This is a genomic window from Streptomyces sp. NPDC043876, from assembly GCF_056435825.1.
Genome location: NZ_JBWKDV010000024.1, coordinates 1 through 18,317, shown reverse-complemented (window position 1 = coordinate 18,317; position 18,317 = coordinate 1). Strand labels below are relative to the sequence as shown.

Annotated in this window: 2 protein-coding genes; both read right to left on the bottom strand. The window is 74.6% G+C overall.

All coding sequences use genetic code 11. The features are described 5' to 3' along the window. Positions 1 to 26 precede the first annotated feature (26 nt). Positions 27 to 15,683: a type I polyketide synthase gene (locus AC0693_RS37705; RefSeq protein WP_478804452.1), complete on the bottom strand. Its 15,657-nt coding sequence runs from the start codon at positions 15,681 to 15,683 to the stop codon at positions 27 to 29. Positions 15,684 to 15,935: 252 nt separating this feature from the next. Further along, on the bottom strand, positions 15,936 to 18,317 hold a 2,382-nt coding region (locus AC0693_RS37700), incomplete at its 5' end, for an SDR family NAD(P)-dependent oxidoreductase (RefSeq protein ID WP_478804451.1).

Sequence of the window (18,317 nt, the reverse complement as noted above, 5' to 3'; positions counted from 1 at the left end):
TCTGGGTGGTCGTCCGGTCCCTGCGGTCAGGACAGGCCGAGTTCGTCGTCGAGGAGGTCGAAGAGCTCGTCGGCCGTGGCCGCCGAAATGTCCTGCTCGTCGGCGGCGGTGTCCGGTGCTGCACTGTGCGTGTCATTCCACTTCGCCAGGAGATCTCGCAGCCGGGCGGTGATGCCCGTGCGGTCGACGTCGTCGAGGGCGACGGTCGAGAGGATCGATTCGAGCTTGTCGATTTCGGCATGGACCGGCGGGCGGCCCTGGTTTCCCTGGCCGAGCCGTTCCCCGATGTACGCGGCGAGGGCCGCGGGGGACGGGTAGTCGAAGATCAGCGTGACGGGCAGTCGCAGCCCGGACGCGGCGGTGAGCCGGTTGCGCAGGTCGACGGCGGTGAGGGAGTCGAAGCCCAGGTCGAGGAAGCCGCGCCCGGCCTCGACGTCGTCGGGGGTGCCGTGTCCGAGGACCGCGGCGACCTGGGTGCGGACCAGCTCGCGCAGGGCCTGGTCGCGTTCGGCGGCAGGGAGGCCCGCGAGGCGGCCCTTCAGGGCGTCGGCCGGTTCGGTGGCGGAGGCCGCGGCGGCCGGGCGGGTGCCGGTCGGGCTGTCGGCGGCGCGGCGGGCCGGGGTGCGGACGAGTCCGCGCAGCAGCGGCGGCAGGGTGCCGTCGGCTGCCTGCGCGCGCAGGGTGGCCTGCTCGACGCGCATGGGGACGAGGACGGCGTCGTCCAGGGTGCGGGAGGTCTCGAAGAGGGCGAGGCCCTCCTCGGGGGTGAGCCCGGTGACGCCGGCGCGGGCCATGCGCGTCAGGTCGGCTTCGTCGAGGGCGCCGGCCATGCCGTCCTCGGTCGCCCACAGGCCCCAGGCGAGGGCGCTGGCGGTGAGGCCGCGGGCGGCCCGGTGTTGGGCGAGCGCGTCGAGGAAGGCGTTGGCCGCGGCGTAGTTGCCCTGGCCGGGGGCTCCGAAGGAGCCCGCGACGGAGGAGAAGAGCACGAACGCGGCGAGGGGGTGGCCCTCGGTCAGCTCGTGCAGGTTCCAGGCCGCGTCGACCTTGGGCCGCAGGACGGTGTCGAGGCGTTCGGGCGTGAGGGAGTCGATGATGCCGTCGTCGAGGACACCGGCCGTGTGGACGATCGCGGTCAGCGGCCGGTCCGCGGGTACGGCGGCCAGGACGGCGGCGAGGGCGTCACGGTCGGCGGCGTCGCAGGCCGCCCAGGTGACGTCGGCGCCGAGGCCGGTCAGCTCGCGCGTCAGGTCGGCCGCACCGGGTGCCGCGTCGCCGCGGCGGCTGAGCAGGAGCAGGTTGCGTACGCCATGGACGTGGGCGAGGTGGCGGGCGAAGAGCTTGCCGAGGGTGCCGGTGGCCCCGGTGACGAGGACCGTGCCCGTGGTGTCGAGCTCCGGTGCTCCGCTGTCCGGGGCGGCGGCGGCCGGGGTGGCGGTGCGGGCGATCCGGCGCAGGCGGAAGGCGTGCGCCTCGCCGGACCGCAGGGCGAGCTGCGGCTCGTCGCCGGCGAGGGCGGCGGCGAGCGCGCCGAGCGAGGCGTCGCTGCCGTCGGTGTCGGCGAGGACGAACCGGCCGGGGTTCTCGGACTGCGCCGAGCGGACCAGGCCCCATACCGGGGCGTGGGGCAGGTCGGTGACGTGCTCCCCGGGTACGGCGGCCACCGCGCCCGAGGTGAGGAGCACCAGCCGGGAGGCGTCCAGGCGTTCCTCGGCCAGCCATTCCTGGACCAGGGCGAGGGCTTGGTGCGCGGCGGTGCGGGCGGTGGCGGCGCGGCCGCCGGTACCCACGGCGGCGGTCAGCGGGACGATGACGACGTCCGGGGCGGGTGCCCCGGCGGCGAGCGCGCCGCGGAGCGCGGCGAGTCCGGTGTGGGTGTCGAGGGGGGCGCCACCGATGCGGAATCCGGTGGTGTCCTCGCCGAGGACGGCCCACCGCTCGTCGGCGGGGACCGCCGTGGCGACGAGCGGCAGGCGGGCCCATTCGATGCCGAAGAGGGCTTCGTGATGGGTGGCGGTGCGGTCGCCGCCGAGCTGGGCGGCGGTGACCGGGCGCAGGATCAGGGAGTCGACCGTGGCGACGGGGGCGCCGGTGGAGTCGGCGACGTCGAGGGCGATACCGCCGGACGCGCCGGGGGTGAGCCGGACGCGCAGGCCGGCCGCTCCTGCGGCGTGCAGCCGGACGCCGGTCCAGGCGAAGGGCAGCCGGGCGCCGTCGCCGGGGTCGGCCCCACCGGGGACGCCGAGGCCGATGGCCTGGAGGGCGGCGTCGAGGAGGGCCGGGTGGATGCCGTAGGCGCCCGCGTCGGCGGCGGGGGCGGCGTCGAGGGCCACCTCGGCATAGAGGGCGTCCGCGGTGCGCCAGGCGGCGCGCAGGCCCTGGAACACGGGGCCGTAGCCGAGGCCGGCGGCGGCCGCGGCCGGGTAGAAGCTGTCGGTGGGGACGGGTTCGGCGCCGGGCGGCGGCCAGCTGGTCAGGTCGGCGGGGCGGGCGGGGGCGGCGGGGGCGAGGACACCGCTCACGTGCCGCGTCCACGGCTCCTGGGTCTGGGCGTCGGCGGGGCGGGAGTGCAGGGTCAGGGTCCGCCGACCTGTGGGGTCCGCCGCCTCGACCGCGAGCTGGAGCTGCACGCCGCCCTGCTCGGTGAGGGTGAGGGGGGCCTCGATGGCGAGTTCCTCGACGGTGTCGCAGCCGACCTCGGCGCCGGCCCGGAGCGCCAGTTCGACGAAGGCGGTGCCGGGCAGCAGCACGGTGTCCATGACCGTGTGATCGGCGAGCCAGGGGTGCGTGGACACGGCCAGGCGTCCGGTGAGGACCAGGCCGTCGGAAGCCGGCAGCGGGACGGCGGCGCCGAGAAGCGGGTGGCCGGGGGTGTCGAGACCCGCGGCGAGGACGTCCTCGACGGAGACGCCGACGTCGAGCCAGTAGCGCTTGCGCTGGAATGCGTAGGTCGGCAGCTCGACGCGGCGGGCGCCGGTACCCGCGTGGTACGCGGTCCAGTCGACGGTGGCTCCGTGGACGTGGGCCAGCGTCAGGGCGGTGATGAGGGCTTCGGCCTCGGGGCGGTCCTTGCGCAGGACGGGGACGCAGAGGGCGGGACCGGCCGGGTCCGCCGGGTCCACCGCGTCGGCGAGGCAGTCCTGGGCGAGGGCGGACAGGGTGCCGTCGGGACCGAGTTCGATGAAGGCCGTGACCCCGGCGGCGGCCAGGGCGCGGATGCCGTCGAGGAAGCGGACGGCTTCGCGGACGTGGCGGACCCAGAAGTCGGCGGAGCCCATCTCGTCCGTGACCGGAGCGCCGGTCAGGAGGGAGACGACGGGGACGCGGGGGGCCGCGTAGACGAGGCCCTCGGCGACCTTGCGGAAGTCGGCGAGCATGCCGTCCATCAGCGGCGAGTGGAAGGCGTGACTGACGGTGAGGCGCTTGGTCTTGCGGCCCCGGGCGTCGAAGACGGCGGCGACGGCCCGAGCCGCCTCCTCGTCACCGGCCACGACCACGGACGCCGGCCCGTTGACGGCGGCGATGGCGACCCGCTCGGTCAGCAGCGGCAGGACCTCGTCCTCGGACGCCTGGACGGCGATCATCGCACCACCGGCGGGCAGCTGCTGCATCAGCCGGCCGCGCGCGGCGACCAACTCGGCGGCGTCCTGGAGGGAGAGGACCCCCGCGACGTGCGCGGCGGTGATCTCACCGATGGAGTGGCCGGCCAGCACGTCAGGGCGCAGGCCCCAGCTGTCCAGCAGCCGGAACAGGGCCGTCTCGACGGCGAAGAGGGCGGGCTGGGTGTGATCGGTACGGTCGAGCAGGGCCGCGTCGGTTCCGAACAGCACTTCCTTGAGCGGGAGTTCGAGGTGCCGGTCGAGTTCGGCGCAGACCTCGTCGAGGGCGGCGGCGAAGGCCGGTTGGCTGTCGTACAGTTCGCGGCCCATGCCGAGCCGCTGGCTGCCCTGTCCGGTGAACAGGAACGCGGTCCGGCCCTCGCGTGCGGTGCCGCGCACCAGCCCGGCCGTGTCCTCACCGTGTGCCAGGGCGTCCAGGCCGCGCAGCAGCTCCGTACGGTCCGACGCGACGAACGCGGCGCGGTGCTCCAACGCGGAGCGGGTGGCGGCCAGGGACAGGGCGAGGTCCGCGGGGCTCGGGCCCGTGCCGGTGCCGGTGTGGACGTGGGTGTGGACGTGGGTGTGCAGGCGGCGGGCCTGGGCGCGCAGGGCATCCGGGCCGCGGGCGGACAGTAGGACCGGGACGTACGGCGGCTGCGCCGCTGCCGGGTCCGGGGTCGGATCCGTGGCGGGGGCCGGGATGTCCGGCGCCTGCTCGATGATGGCGTGGGCGTTGGTGCCGCTGATACCGAAGGAGGAGACGCCCGCGCGGCGCGGCCGGTCCGTGTCGGGCCAGGTGACCTGCTCGGTGAGCAGGGACACCGCGCCCGCGGACCAGTCGACGTGCGGGGTCGGCTCGTCGACGTGCAGGGTCTTGGGTACGACGCCGTGCCGCATCGCCATGATCATCTTGATGACGCCTGCGACACCGGCGGCGGCCTGGGTGTGGCCGAGGTTGGACTTCACCGATCCGAGCAGCAGCGGCCGGTCCTCGGCGTGGTCGCGGCCGTAGGTGGCCAGCAGAGCCTGGGCTTCGATGGGGTCGCCGAGGGTGGTGCCGGTGCCGTGGGCCTCGACGACGTCGACGTCGGCGCCGGTCAGGCGGGCGTTGGCGAGGGCCTGGCGGATCACCCGCTGCTGGGACGGCCCGTTGGGGGCGGTGAGCCCGTTGCTCGCGCCGTCCTGGTTGACGGCGGAGCCGCGGACCACGGCGAGGACGGGGTGGCCGTTGCGGCGGGCGTCGGAGAGCCGCTCCAGCAGGAGCATGCCCGCGCCCTCGCCCCAGCCGGTGCCGTCGGCGGCGGCCGCGAAGGACTTGCAGCGGCCGTCGGCGGCGAGACCGCGCTGGCGGCTGAACTCGATGAAGGTGCCCGGCGTGAACATCACGGTGACACCGCCCGCGAGGGCGAGGCTGCACTCACCCGCACGCAGCGCCTGCGCCGCGAGGTGCAGGGCGACCAGGGAGGAGGAACAGGCCGTGTCGACGGTGACGGCAGGGCCCTCCAGACCGAAGGTGTAGGCGACGCGGCCGGAGACGATGCTGCTGGAGCTGCCGGTGCCGAGGTAGCCCTCCACACCGTCGGGCACCGCGTGCAGGCGGGCACCGTAGTCGTGGTACATGACGCCCGCGTAGACGCCCGTACGGCTTCCGCGCACCGAGGACGGGGCGATCCCGGCCCGTTCGAAGGCCTCCCAGGTGGTCTCCAGCAGCAGGCGCTGCTGCGGGTCCATCGCGAGGGCCTCGCGGGGCGAGATCCCGAAGAAGTCGGCGTCGAACTCCGCGGCGTCGTGGAGGAATCCGCCCTCGCGGGCGTAGGAGGTGCCCGGGTGCTCCGGGTCGGGGTGGTAGAGGGCCGCGGTGTCCCAGCCGCGGTTCTCGGGCAGCCGGGTGACGCCGTCCTGACCGGCCGTCAGCAGCACCCAGAGGTCCTCGGGGGTGCGGACGTCACCGGGGTAGCGGCAGCTCATGGCGACGATCGCGATGGGCTCGTCGTCGGCGGCGCTGCCGGGGCCGGCGGGGACGACCGGTCCGGTGGCCGGTGCGGGGTCCTGCTCGGTGTCGTCGACCAGTTCGGTGCGCAGGTGACGGGCGAGGAGGGTCGGGTCCGGGTAGTCGAAGATCAGCGTGGCGGGCAGGCGCAGGCCGGTGGCAGCGTTCAGGCGATTGCGCAGCTCCACGGCGGTGAGCGAGTCGAAGCCCAGTTCCTTGAAGGCCCGACCCGACTCGACGGCCGAGGAACCGGCGTGCCCGAGGACGGCCGCGACCTGCGTACGGACCAGGTCCAGCAGGGCCCGGTCCCGTTCGGCCGGGGCCATCCCGGCCAGGCGGGCCCGCAGCTCCGGCTCGGCCCCGGCGGCGAGGGCACCGGCGGCGGCGGAGCGGCGGGCGACGCCGCGGACCAGCCCGCGCAGCAGCGGGGCGATGGTGCCCGCGGCGGCCTGTGGGCGCAGGGCGTCGGCGTCGACCCGCATGAGGGCGACGGCGGCCTCGTCGAGTCCGGTCGCGGTGTCGAACAGCTCCAGGCCCTCGGCGACCGTCAGCGGGGGCAGTCCGGCGCGGCGCATCCGGTTGACGTCGGCGGCGTCGAGGGAGCCCGCCATGCCGTCGGCGGCGGACCACAGGCCCCAGGCGAGGGCCGCGGCGGGCAGGCCCTGGGCGCGGCGGTGCTGGGCGAGGGCGTCCAGGAAGGAGTTCGCAGCCGCGTAGTTGGCCTGGCCGGGGCCGCCGAAGAGGCCGGAGGTGGAGGAGAAGAGCACGAAGGCGGACAGGTCCAGGCCGCGGGTCAGTTCGTGCAGGTGCCAGGCGGCGTCCACCTTGGGGCGGAGCACTGCGGACAGCCGCTCCGGGGTGAGCGAGGAGACGATGCCGTCGTCGAGGACACCGGCGGTGTGGACGACCGCGGTCAGCGGCTGGTCGGCCGGAATCCCGGCGATCAGTGCGGCCAGGGAGTCCCGGTCGGCCACGTCGCACGCGGCCCAGGTGACGGTGGCACCGGACTCGGCGAGCTCGGCGGCCAGTTCGGCCGTACCGGGTGCGTCGGCGCCGCGGCGGCCGACGAGGAGCAGCCGGCGGACCCCGTGGACGGTGGTCAGGTGCCGGGCGACGAGGCGGCCGAGCCCACCGGTGGCGCCGGTGATCAGCACGGTGCCCTCGGGCCCGAAGGCAGCGGCCCGGCCGGAGGCGTCGGCGCCGTCGATCGTTTTGTCGAGGGCGCCGTCGACGGCTCCGGAGGCGGTGTCAGCGTCCCGGCCGGTCTCGACGCGGACGAGGCGCGGGACGAGGACGGCGCCCTCGCGCAGGGCGAAGCGCTCCTCCTCCGCGGCGGCGAGCGCGCGGCGCAGCCCGGCACGGTCCTCGGCCGGACCTGCGTCGACGAGGGCGATCCGGCCCGGGTTCTCGGTCTGGGCGGACCGCAGCAGACCCCAGGCGGTGGCGCCGGCCAGGTCCGTCACGTCCTCGCCCGCTGCCGCGGCGACCGCACCGCGCGTGACGACGACCAGCCGGGCGGCGGCGAACCGGTCGTCGGCCAGCCACTCCTGAGCCAGCGCCAGCACCCTGTGTGCGACGCCGTGCACGGCGTCCGGGGTGACCGGGGCCGGTGCCGGGGCGAGGTGGAAGAAGACTTCCTCCGGTACGGCGGTCCCCGCGTCGGCCGCCGCGGCGAGCGCGGCCAGGTCGGCGTAGAGGTCACCGTTCCCGCCGGGTCCCGGCTCGGTCTCCCCGAGGAGGACGTACGGGGCCGGGGCCGTCGGGTCCGGGGCGCTCGGGCCGGCGAGCTCGGACCACTGCTGGCGGAACACCGACTCGTGGTAGGTGGCGCGGGCGGCCCGCAGCTGGTCGGCGGTCACCGGGCGCAGTCCGAGCGACTCGACGGCCGCGACGGGCGCGCCGGAGGCGTCGGCGATCTCCAGCCGGACGCCCTCGGCCCCGGCGGGGGTGAGGCGCACGCGCAGCGCGCTCGCACCGCCCGCGTACAGCGACACTCCGGACCAGGCGAAGGGCAGCCGCCCCTGGCCGTCGTCGGCGCCGATGCCGCCGAGCCCGATGGCGTGCAGGGCCGCGTCGAGCAGTGCGGGGTGCAGGCCGAAGCGACCGGCCTGGTCCTCCGTGCCGTCGGGCAGGGCCACCTCGGCGTAGACGGCTCCGTCGGACCGCCAGGCCGTACGCAGCCCCCTGAAGGTGGGTCCGTAGGCGAAGCCGATGCTGTCGAGAGCGTCGTAGCGGCCGTCGAGCGGGATCTCGGTGGCGTCGGCCGGGGGCCAGGCGGTCAGGTCGAAGTCCGCGGCGGGGCGGGCGCCTTCGGCGAGGACTCCGGAGGCGTGCCGGGTCCAGGGCTCCTCTGCGGCGACGCCCTCGGCGCGGGAGTGCAGGGCGAACGCGCGGCGGCCGGTCCCGTCGTCGGCGCCGACCCGGACGCGCAGCTGGACGCCGCCGCGCTCGGGCAGGACGAGCGGTGCTTCGAGGGTCAGCTCTTCGAGGTGGTCGCAGCCGAGCTGGTCACCGGCGCGGGTCGCGAGCTCCACGAAGGCCGTACCGGGCAGCAGGACGCTGCCGAGGATGGCGTGGTCGGCCAGCCAGGGGTGCGTGGACAGTGCGAGGCGTCCGGTGAAGACCATGCCGTCGGAGTCGGGCAGGGCGACACCGGCGGTGAGGAGCGGGTGGGCGGTGTCGTCGAGGCCGATCGCCTCGACGTCCCCGAGGTGGTACGAGGAGAGTGCGGGCCAGTAGCGCTGGCGTTGGAAGGCGTAGGTCGGCAGGTCGACGCGACGGGCGCCGGTGCCCGCGTAGAAAGCGGTCCATTCCACCCGGACGCCGTGGACGTGGGCCCGGGCGAGCGCGGTGACGAGGGTCTGCGCCTCAGGGCGGCCCTTGCGCAGGACGGGCACGAAGACGGCGCCCTCGACGGTGGTGCAGTCCTGGGCCAGAGCCGACAGCACACCGTCAGGACCGAGTTCGACGTACGTGGTGACCCCCGCCGCCTCAAGCGTCCGCACACCGTCGAGGAAGCGGACGCCTTCACGGACGTGTCGCACCCAGAAGGCGGCCGAACCCATCTCGTCCGAGACCAACGCACCGGTCAGATTGGAGACGATCGGGATCCGGGGAGCGGCGAACTCCAGCCCCGCCACCACCTCACGGAAGTCGCCCAGCATGCCGTCCATGTGCGGCGAGTGGAACGCATGGCTGACGGTGAGCCGCTTGCTCTTGCGGTCGGCGAAGGCCTCCACCACCGTGAGCACGGCGTCCTCGTCACCGGCGATCACAAGCGACGTGGGCCCGTTGACGGCGGCGATGCTCACCCGGTCGTTCAGCAACGGCAGGACCTCGTCCTCCGACGCCTGCACCGCCACCATCACACCATCCGAAGGCAACGCCTGCATCAGACGACCACGCGCAGACACCAACGAGCACGCGTCCTCCAGCGAGAACACACCCGCCACATGCGCGGCCGCGATCTCACCCACGGAGTGACCGGCGAGGAAGTCCGGTCGCACACCCCACGACTCCAGCAGCCGGAACAACGCCACCTCAACCGCGAACAACGCGGGCTGCGCATACTCCGTACGATCCAGCACCACCGCATCCCCGCCGAACAACACCTCCTTCAACGGCAGATCGAGCGAGCCGTCCATGCGCGCGCACACCGCGTCCAGCGCGTCCGCGAACACCGGGTAGGCGTCGTACAACTCACGCCCCATCCCCAGCCGCTGGCTGCCCTGCCCGGTGAACAGGAACGCGGTCCTGCCTCCCGCCGGGGAGCCCGTCACGAGTGCGGCGGCCGAGCCGTCCTCCGCCAGTGCCTCCAGGGCCGAGAGGAGCCCGGCGCGGTCCGCGGCCACCACGGCCGCACGGTGCTTGAAGGCGGAGCGGCACGCGGCCAGGGAGAAACCGAAGTCGGCGGCGCTCACCGCCGGGTGGCGGACGACGTGGTCGTGCAGGCGGCGGGCCTGGTCGCGCAGGGCGTCGTGGCTCTTGCCGGACAGCAGCCACGGCATGGGGGCGTCCGGCGCCGACTCGGGCTCCGGCGCGGCCGGGGCGAGGGCCGGGGCAGCGTGCTCGGGGGCCTGCTCGATGATGGTGTGGGCGTTGGTGCCGCTGATGCCGAAGGAGGAGACGCCCGCGCGGCGCGGCCGGCCGGTCTCCGGCCAGGCGACGGCACCGGTGAGCAGCGCGACGTCACCGGCGGTCCAGTCGACGTGCGGGGTCGCTTCGTCGACGTGCAGCGTCGGGGGCAGGATCCCGTGCTGCATGGCCAGGACCATCTTGATGACGCCCGCGACTCCGGCGGCCGCCTGGGTGTGGCCGAGGTTCGACTTGATGGAGCCGAGCCACAGCGGCCGGCCCTCCGGGCGGTCCTGCCCGTACGTGGCCAGCAGCGCCTGGGCTTCGATCGGGTCGCCCAGGGTCGTGCCGGTGCCGTGGGCCTCGACGGCGTCCACATCGGCGGCGGCCAGCCCGGCGCTCGCCAGGGCCTGGCGGATGACGCGCTGCTGGGAGGGCCCGTTGGGAGCGGTCAGCCCGTTGGAGGCACCGTCCTGGTTGACGGCGGAGCCGCGGACCAGCGCGAGGACGGGGTGACCGTGGCGGCGGGCGTCGGAGAGCCGTTCGACGAGGAGCATGCCGAGGCCCTCGCCCCAGCCGGTGCCGTCCGCGGCGGCCGCGAAGGCCTTGATCCGGCCGTCCTCGGCGAGGCCGCGCTGGCGGCTGAAGTCGATGAAGGAGGCGGGGGTGGACATGACGGTCACACCACCGGCCAGGGCCATCGTGCACTCACCGGCCCGCAGGGCCTGGATGGCCCAGTGCAGGGCGACGAGCGACGAGGAGCAGGCCGTGTCGACGGTGACCGCGGGGCCTTCGAGGCCGAGGACGTAGCTGACGCGGCCGGAGACGACGCTCGCCGCGTTGCCGGTGCCGAGGAATCCCTCGGTGCCGTCGGGGGCGGCGAGGATGACGTCGAGGTAGTCCTGGCCGTTGGTGCCGGTGAAGACGCCGATGCGCTCGCCCTGCACGGTTGCGGGGTCGATGCCGGCCCGTTCGAAGGCCTCCCAGGAGGTCTCCAGCAGCAGGCGCTGCTGGGGGTCCATCGCGAGGGCCTCGCGCGGTGAGATCCCGAAGAACGCGGGGTCGAAGTCGGCCGCGTCGGCGAGGAACCCTCCCTCGCGGACGTAGGTGGTGTTCTCCGCGAGGGACTCCGGGTCGTACAGACCGTCGAGGTCCCAGCCGCGGTCGGTGGGGAAGCCGGAAATGGCGTCGCGCCCGTCCGCGAGCAGCTCCCACAGTTCCTCGGGGGTGCGGACGCCGCCGGGGAAGCGGCAGCTCATCGCGACGATCGCGATGGGGTCGTCGTCGGTCCCGCCGCCCGTCCCGGTCGTGGTGGCACCGGCCGCGTCGGCGGGGTGCGAGCCGAGGAGTTCGCCCTGGAGAAAGGCGGCCAGGGCCACGGAGTTGGGGTAGTCGAAGATCAGGGTGGCGGGCAGGCGCTGCCCGGTCCGGGCGGTGAGGAGGTTGCGGATCTCCACCGCGGTCAGGGAGTCGAAGCCGAGGTCCCGGAAGGCCGTGGACGGGTCGACGGATTGCGGACCGGGGTAGCCGAGGACGGCGGCGATCTGCGTACGGACGAACTCCAGGGCGATGGCGTCGCGTTCGTCGCCCGGTGCCCGGGCGAGCCGCCGGGCGAGGCTGTCGGCGGCCTCGGCCGGGGTGTCGGCCGTCTGTCCGGCGGCGAGGGCCTGGACGGCTTCGGGCAGTGCCGCGATCAGCGGGCAGGGGCGGACGGCGGTGAGGCCGGGCGCGAGGCGGGCCCAGTCGATGTCGGCGACGACGGAGGAGGTCTCGTCGAGGGCGAGCGCCGTATGCAGCGCGGACAGGGCGAGTTCCGGGGCGAGGGCCGGCAGCCCGGCGGAGCGCAGGCGGTCGGCGACGAGTTCGTCGGTGGCCATGCCGCCGTCGGCCCAGGCGCCCCAGGAGATCACGGTGGCAGGCAGGCCGTCGGCGCGGCGCTGCTCGGCGAGGGCGTCCAGGTAGGCGTTCGCGGCGGCGTAGTTGGCCTGCCCGGCGGCGCCGAAGACGGCGGCGACGGAGGAGAACAGCACGAAGGCGGTCAGGTCCAGGTCGCGGGTCAGCTCGTGCAGGACCTGGGCCGCGTGGGCCTTGGGCCGCAGGACGCCCGCCAGGCGCTGCGGGGTCTGGGCGTCGAGGACACCGTCGTCGAGGACACCGGCGGCGTGGACGACGGTGGTCAGTGGCAGTTCGGCGGGCACGGTGGCGAGGAGGCGGGTCACGGCGTCGCGGTCGGAGACGTCACAGGCGGCGAGGGTGACCTCGGCGCCCATCTCGCGCAGTTCCGCCACGAGTTCGGCGGCGCCCTCGGCGTCGGGGCCGCGCCTGCTGACCAGCAGCAGGTGTGCGGCGCCGGAGCGGACGAGCCAGCGGGCCACGTGCCCGCCGAGGGCTCCGGTGCCGCCGGTGACGAGGACGGTGCCGGAGGCGGTCCACGGGGCGGCGGGGCTGCGGTCCTGAGGGGCTCGGGCCAGGCGGCGGGCGAAGACGCCGGTGGAGCGTACGGCGACGTGGTCCTCGGTGCCGAGTCCGCCCAGGACGTCGGCGAGGCGGCCGGTGGCGCGCTCGTCGGGGGCCGGGGGCAGGTCGACGAGGCCGCCCCAGCGGGCGGGCAGTTCGAGGGCGGCGGTCCGGCCGAAGCCCCAGAGGGCGGCCTGGGCGGTGCTGGTGAGCCGGTCGGAGCGGCCGGTGGAGACCGCGCCCTGGGTGGCGGCCCAGAGCGGGGCGTCCACTCCCGCGTCACCCAGAGCCTGGACGAGCGCGAGGGTGGCGGCGAGCCCGGCGGGCAGCGCCACGTCCTGCGGGTGCGGGTGCTCGTCGAGTGCGAGCAGCGACAGCACCCCGGCGGGCGCGTCGGGCGCCGCCTCCAGGGCTGTGGTGAGGTGCCGGGCCAGGGCGGCCCGGTCGTCGGTGGTCGCATCAACGGTGAAGGGGGTGACGGTGACCCCGCGGGCGGTCAGGGCGCTGGTGGCGGCCAGGGTCCAGGGGGCGTCCGTGTGCCCGGCGGGCACCGCGAGGAGCCAGTGCCCGGCGAGGGGTGCGGGCACGGCGTCGGTGAGCGGCGTCCAGGTGACGCGGTAGCGCCAGCCGGTAACGGTGTCGCGGTCGCGGTGGCGGCGGTGCCATGCCGACAGGGCGGGCAGGACGCCGCTGAGGGGTTCGTCGCCGTCGACGCCGAGGGTGTCGGCGAAGGCGGCCAGGTCCTCGCTGTCGACGACTTCCCAGAACTTGGCGTCGGTCAGGCCGAGTGCGCGATCGTCGGCCGGTCCGGCGAGGTCGGTGAAGGGGTCGCGGGGCCAGTACAGGTCGCGCTGGAAGGCGTACGTCGGCAGCTCGACGTGGGCGGTGCCGGTGGCGGCGAAGCGGGTGGCCCAGTCCGGGGAGAGACCACGGACGTGGGCACCGGCGACGGCGGCGGTCAGCGTGCGGTCCTCGGGGCGGCCGGTGCGCAGCGCGGGCAGGAAGGCGGCGGCGCGGGGGCCGGTGGCGCTCTGGCAGTCCTGGCCGAGGGCGGACAGTACGCCGTCGGGGCCGAGTTCGACGTAGGCGGTGACGCCTCGGCTCTCCAGCCAGCGGATGCCGTCGAGGAAGCGGACGGCTTCGCGGACGTGGCGGACCCAGAAGTCGGCCGAGCCCATCTCGTCGGAGACGAGGGCACCGGTCAGGTTGGAGACGACCGGGATGCGGGGGGTGTCGTAGGTGAGGTCCTCAGCCACCTCGCGGAAGGCGTCGAGCATGCCGTCCATGTGCGGGGAGTGGAAGGCGTGGCTGACGGCGAGGCGCTTGGTCTTGCGGCCCCGGGCCGCGAAGGCCTCGGCGACAGCACCGGCGGCGTCCTCGTCACCCGAGACGACCACCGACCGCGGCCCGTTGACGGCGGCAACGGCGACCCGCTCGGTCAGCAGCGGCAGGACCTCGTCCTCCGACGCCTCGATCGCGACCATCACACCACCGGACGGCAGCGCCTGCATCAGCCGCCCGCGAGCAGCGACCAGCACACACGCGTCCTCCAGCGACAGTACCCCGGCCACGTGCGCGGCGGCGATCTCACCGATCGAATGACCGGCGACGAAGTCCGGTCGCAGACCCCAGCTCTCGACCAGCCGGTACAACGCCACCTCGACCGCGAACAACGCCGGCTGCGCGTACTCCGTACGGTCCAGCAACTCCGCGTCCGCCCCGAAAACAACATCCTTCAGGGGCAGTTCGAGATCCATCCGGGCACACACCGCATCCAGCGCGGCCGCGAACACCGGGTAGGTGTCGTACAGTTCGCGGCCCATGCCGAGCCGCTGACTGCCCTGCCCCGTGAAGAGGAACGCGAGCTTGCCCTCCGTGGCGCTCCCCTCGATCACGTCGGCCGACGGGGTCCCCGCGGCCAGCGCGGCGAGGCCGTCGAGGAGTTCGGCGCGGTCCTGCGCGACGACCGCGGCGCGGCGGTCGAGCGCGGAGCGGGTGAGCGCCTGGGCGTGCGCGACGTCCGCCAGGCCGAGGCCGGGGCGGGCGGTGAGGTGGGCGTGCAGCGCGGCGGCCTGCGCCCGCAGGGCACCCTCCGTCTTGCCGGACAGGACGACGGGCAGGGCGCCGGGCAGGACACCGGCCGCGGTCCCGACAGGGGCCGCGGGAGGGGCGCCGACGGGGTCCTCGGTGCTCTCCAGGATGACGTGTGCATTGGTACCGCTCATGCCGAAGGACGAGACGCCGATGCGGCGCGGCCCGTCGTGGAGCGGCCACGGCCGCGCCTCGGTGAGCAGGGACACCTCGCCCGCCGACCAGTCGACGTGCGGGGTCGGCTCGGTGACGTGCAGCGTCTTCGGCAGCACACCCATGCGCATCGCCATGACGCTCTTGATGACGCCGGCGACACCGGCGGCGGCCTGCGCGTGGCCGATGTTGGTCTTCAGGGAGCCCAGCCACAGCGGCCGCCCGTCGGGCCGGCCCTGCCCGTACGTGGCGATGATCGCCTGCGCTTCGATGGGGTCACCGAGTCCGGTGCCCGTGCCGTGCGCCTCGACGGCGTCGACCTGGTCGGGGGTGAGGCGGGCGTTGGACAGCGCCTGGAGGATGACGCGCTGCTGCGCGGGCCCGTTGGGGGCGGTCAGACCGTTGCTCGCGCCGTCCTGGTTGACGGCGGTGCCGCGGATGACGGCCAGGACGGGGTGGCCCTTGCGGCGCGCGTCGGAGAGCCGCTCGACGAGCAGGACACCGACGCCCTCGGCGAGGCTGAAGCCGTCCGCGTCCGGGGAGAAGGCCTTGCAGCGGCCGTCGGTGGCGAGGCCGCGCTGCTTGCTGTAGTCGATGAACGTACCCGGCGCGGACATCAGGGTGGCGCCGCCCGCCAGGGCCAGCGAGCACTCCCCGTTGCGCAGTGCCTGCACGGCGAGGTGCAGGGCGACGAGGGAGGAGGAGCAAGCCGTGTCGACCGTGACGGCGGGGCCTTCGAGGCCGAAGGTGTAGGAGAGGCGGCCGGAAGCGACGCTCGCCGCGTTGCCGGTGCCGAGGTAGCCCTCCACGTTCTCGGAGGAGCTCAGCAGCGCCGTCAGGTAGTCGTGGTTGCTGGTGCCGACGAAGACGCCGACCTGCTTGCCGCGCATCGAGGTGGGGTCGATCCCGGCACGCTCGAAGGCTTCCCAGGAGGTCTCCAGCAGCAGCCGCTGCTGGGGGTCCATCGCGAGGGCCTCGCGCGGAGAGATCCCGAAGAGCGAGGGGTCGAACCGGGCGAAGTCCTGGACGAAGCCGCCCTGGTCGGCGTAGCTCGTGCCCGGGTTCTCCGGGTCGGGGTGGTAGACCATCTCCATGTCCCAGCCGCGCTCGGCGGGGAATCCGGTGATCGCGTCGACGCCGTCCACGACGAGCTTCCACAGCTCCTCGGGAGAGGTCGCGCCGCCGGGATAGCGGCAGCCCATGCCCACGATGGCGATGGGGTCCTGGTTTCGCGCCTCGACCTCGCGCAGCCGCTGACGCGTCTGCTGCAGATCCGCCGTCGCCAGCTTCAGGTAGTCCCGGAGCGTTTCTTCATTCGCCATTTAACGCAACCACCCATTTGCAGCAGACGGCATCGGAAAACCATGTCGCGGAGCCGAGGAATGTCATCGGAAAAGGCGTCGATCCGCCTGTCGGGCGGAGCGACTTCCCGGCGGCAGGCTATTTGCCGATCAATCCCTCCTACAACCCCTAACTGCCCCCTACGCACCCCTGACCGGGGGTGTGCGCAGAGGGCAGTTTCCCCTGGTCAATTCACAGGGGGCGGGCCATCTTCACCAATAAACGGCAAGCCGTCAATAACGGCCGAGGCCTTCATTGATGAGCGCGAAGAGTTCCTCGTCGCTGGCGTCGGCCGCAGCCCCCGTGTCCGTGGCCGAGCCCATGGACGCGGCCGGGGACGTGTCCGCGGCGGCCTGTACACCGGCCGGGTCCTCGCTCTCGTTCCACTTCGCCAGCACGGCCTGCAGGCGCATCGTCACCCGGGCCCGTACGACGTTGTCCCCGGTCCCCCGGGCCAGCACGGCCTCCAGCTTGTCGATCTCCTCCAACAGCGGTGCCCCGCTCTCCTTCGCGTCGGGCACGATCCCGGCGCGCAAGTACGCGGCGACAGCAGCCGGGGTGGGGTGATCGAAGACGAGGCTGGCCGGCAGTTTCAGCCCGCTCACCGCGCCCAGCCGGTTGCGCAGTTCGACGGAGGTGAGGGAGTCGAAGCCCAGCTCCTTGAAGGCCCGGCCCGCCTCGACGGAGGTCAGGTCCGCGTGGCCCAGGACAGCGGCCACGGCGGTGCGGACCAGGTCGAGCAGCAGGCGCTGCTGCTCGACCTCGGGCAGCCCGGCGAGCTGCTGGGTGAGCGGCACTCCCCCGGACAGGTCCTCGACGGACTCCCGTTCCGCGCTCTCGATGACGCGGCGGGCCTCGGGCAGCTCCAGGAGCAGGGGCCGCGCCCGGTCGGCGGTGAAGGCGAGCGTGAACCGCTTCCAGTCCATGTCGACGACGGTCAGAGTGGTCTCGTCGCGGTCCAGCGCGTGCTGGAGCGAGGCCAGGGCCCGCTCGGGCGACATCGCCAGGATGCCGTGGCGGCGCATGCGGTCGCCCGCTGCGCTGTCGTCTCCGTCGGCACTGCCCCAGGGGCCCCAGGCGAGGGAGGTCGCGGGCAGCCCGGCGGCGCGCCGGTACTCGGCGAAGGCGTCCAGGAAGGCGTTGCCCGGGGCCTGGTTGCCCTGGCCGGGCGCGCCGAAGGTGGCGGCGAAGGAGGAGAAGAGGACGAACGCCGACAGGTCGAGGTCACGGGTCAGCTCGTGCAGGTGGAGCGTGGCGTCCACCTTGACCCGTAGGACGGCGGTCATCTGCTCGGGCGTGAGCGTCTCGATGACGCCGTCGTCGACCACGGCCGCGGCGTGGACCACCGCGCCGAGGGGGCGGTCGGCGGGGATGTCGGCGAGGAGTGCGGTGAGGGCGTCACGGTCGCCGACGTCGCAGGCGGCGAGGGTCACCCCGGCGCCCAGCGCGGCCAGTTCTTCCCGCAGAGCGGCCGCGCCGGGGGCCTCTGCACCCCGGCGGCTGACGAGCAGCAGGTGCTCGGCGCCGTTGCCCGCCAGCCAGCGGGCCACGTGCGCGCCCAGCGCACCGGTGCCGCCGGTCACCAAGGTGGTTCCGGTGGGCCGCCACTCGCGCACCGGGGCCGCCTCCGCCAGCCGGGCGCGTACCAGACGACGTACGAACAGACCCGAGGCACGTACCGCGACCTGGTCCTCGGCAGCGTCACCGGCCAGCACCCCGACGAGCCGGACGAGAAGCCGGTCATCGGCCTGCTCCGGCAGGTCGATCAGACCGCCCCAGCGGCCCCCCTGCTCCATGGAGGCGACCCGGCCCAGACCCCAGATGAGCGCCTGCTCGGGATCGGTGACCCGGTCCGCCCGCCCGGCGGCCACCGCGCCCCGGGTGAGGCACCACAGCGGGGCGGCGACGCCCGCGTCACCGAGCGCCTGGGACAGCGCGATCCCGGCGGCGAAGGCCCCCTCGCCACCCAGGGCGAGGAGGGACAGGACCCCGGCGGGGTCCTGCGTCTGGTCGAGGGCCGCCTTCAGGGTCTCGCGGTCGGTGGCATCGGCGGCGACGGTGAGGGTACGGACCTGCGCGCCGCGGTCGGCGAGGGTACGCAGCACAGCGGCTGCGGTGTCCCCGGCCGGCCCGGTGAGCACCTCGGGCACGACGACCAGCCAGACACCGGAGAGCGTGGCCTCTGCGGGGTCGGCGGAAGGCTTCCAGGTGACGCGGTAGCGCCAGCCGTCGACGGTGGACTGCTCCCGGCTCTCGCGCCGCCAGGAGGACAGACCGGGCAGGATCGTGCCGAGCGACCGGATGGCGTCGGGGGTGTCCAAGGCCAGGGCTCCGGCCAGGGCTGTGACGTCCTCGCGTTCGACGGCGTCCCAGAAGCGGGCGTCGACCGCGCTCTCCGTGGGCAGGGCGTCCGGCTCGACGGGAGCCGCCTCGGGCCAGAACCGCTGCTCCTGGAAGGCGTAGGTGGGCAGGTCGACCCGACGGGCACCCGTCCCCGCGAAGACCGCCTCCCAGTCCACGGCGACACCACGCACATACGCTTCACCGAGTGAGAGCCAGAACCGCTCCAGACCACCCTCGTTACGGCGCAGCGACCCGAGTACGGCCGCCTCACG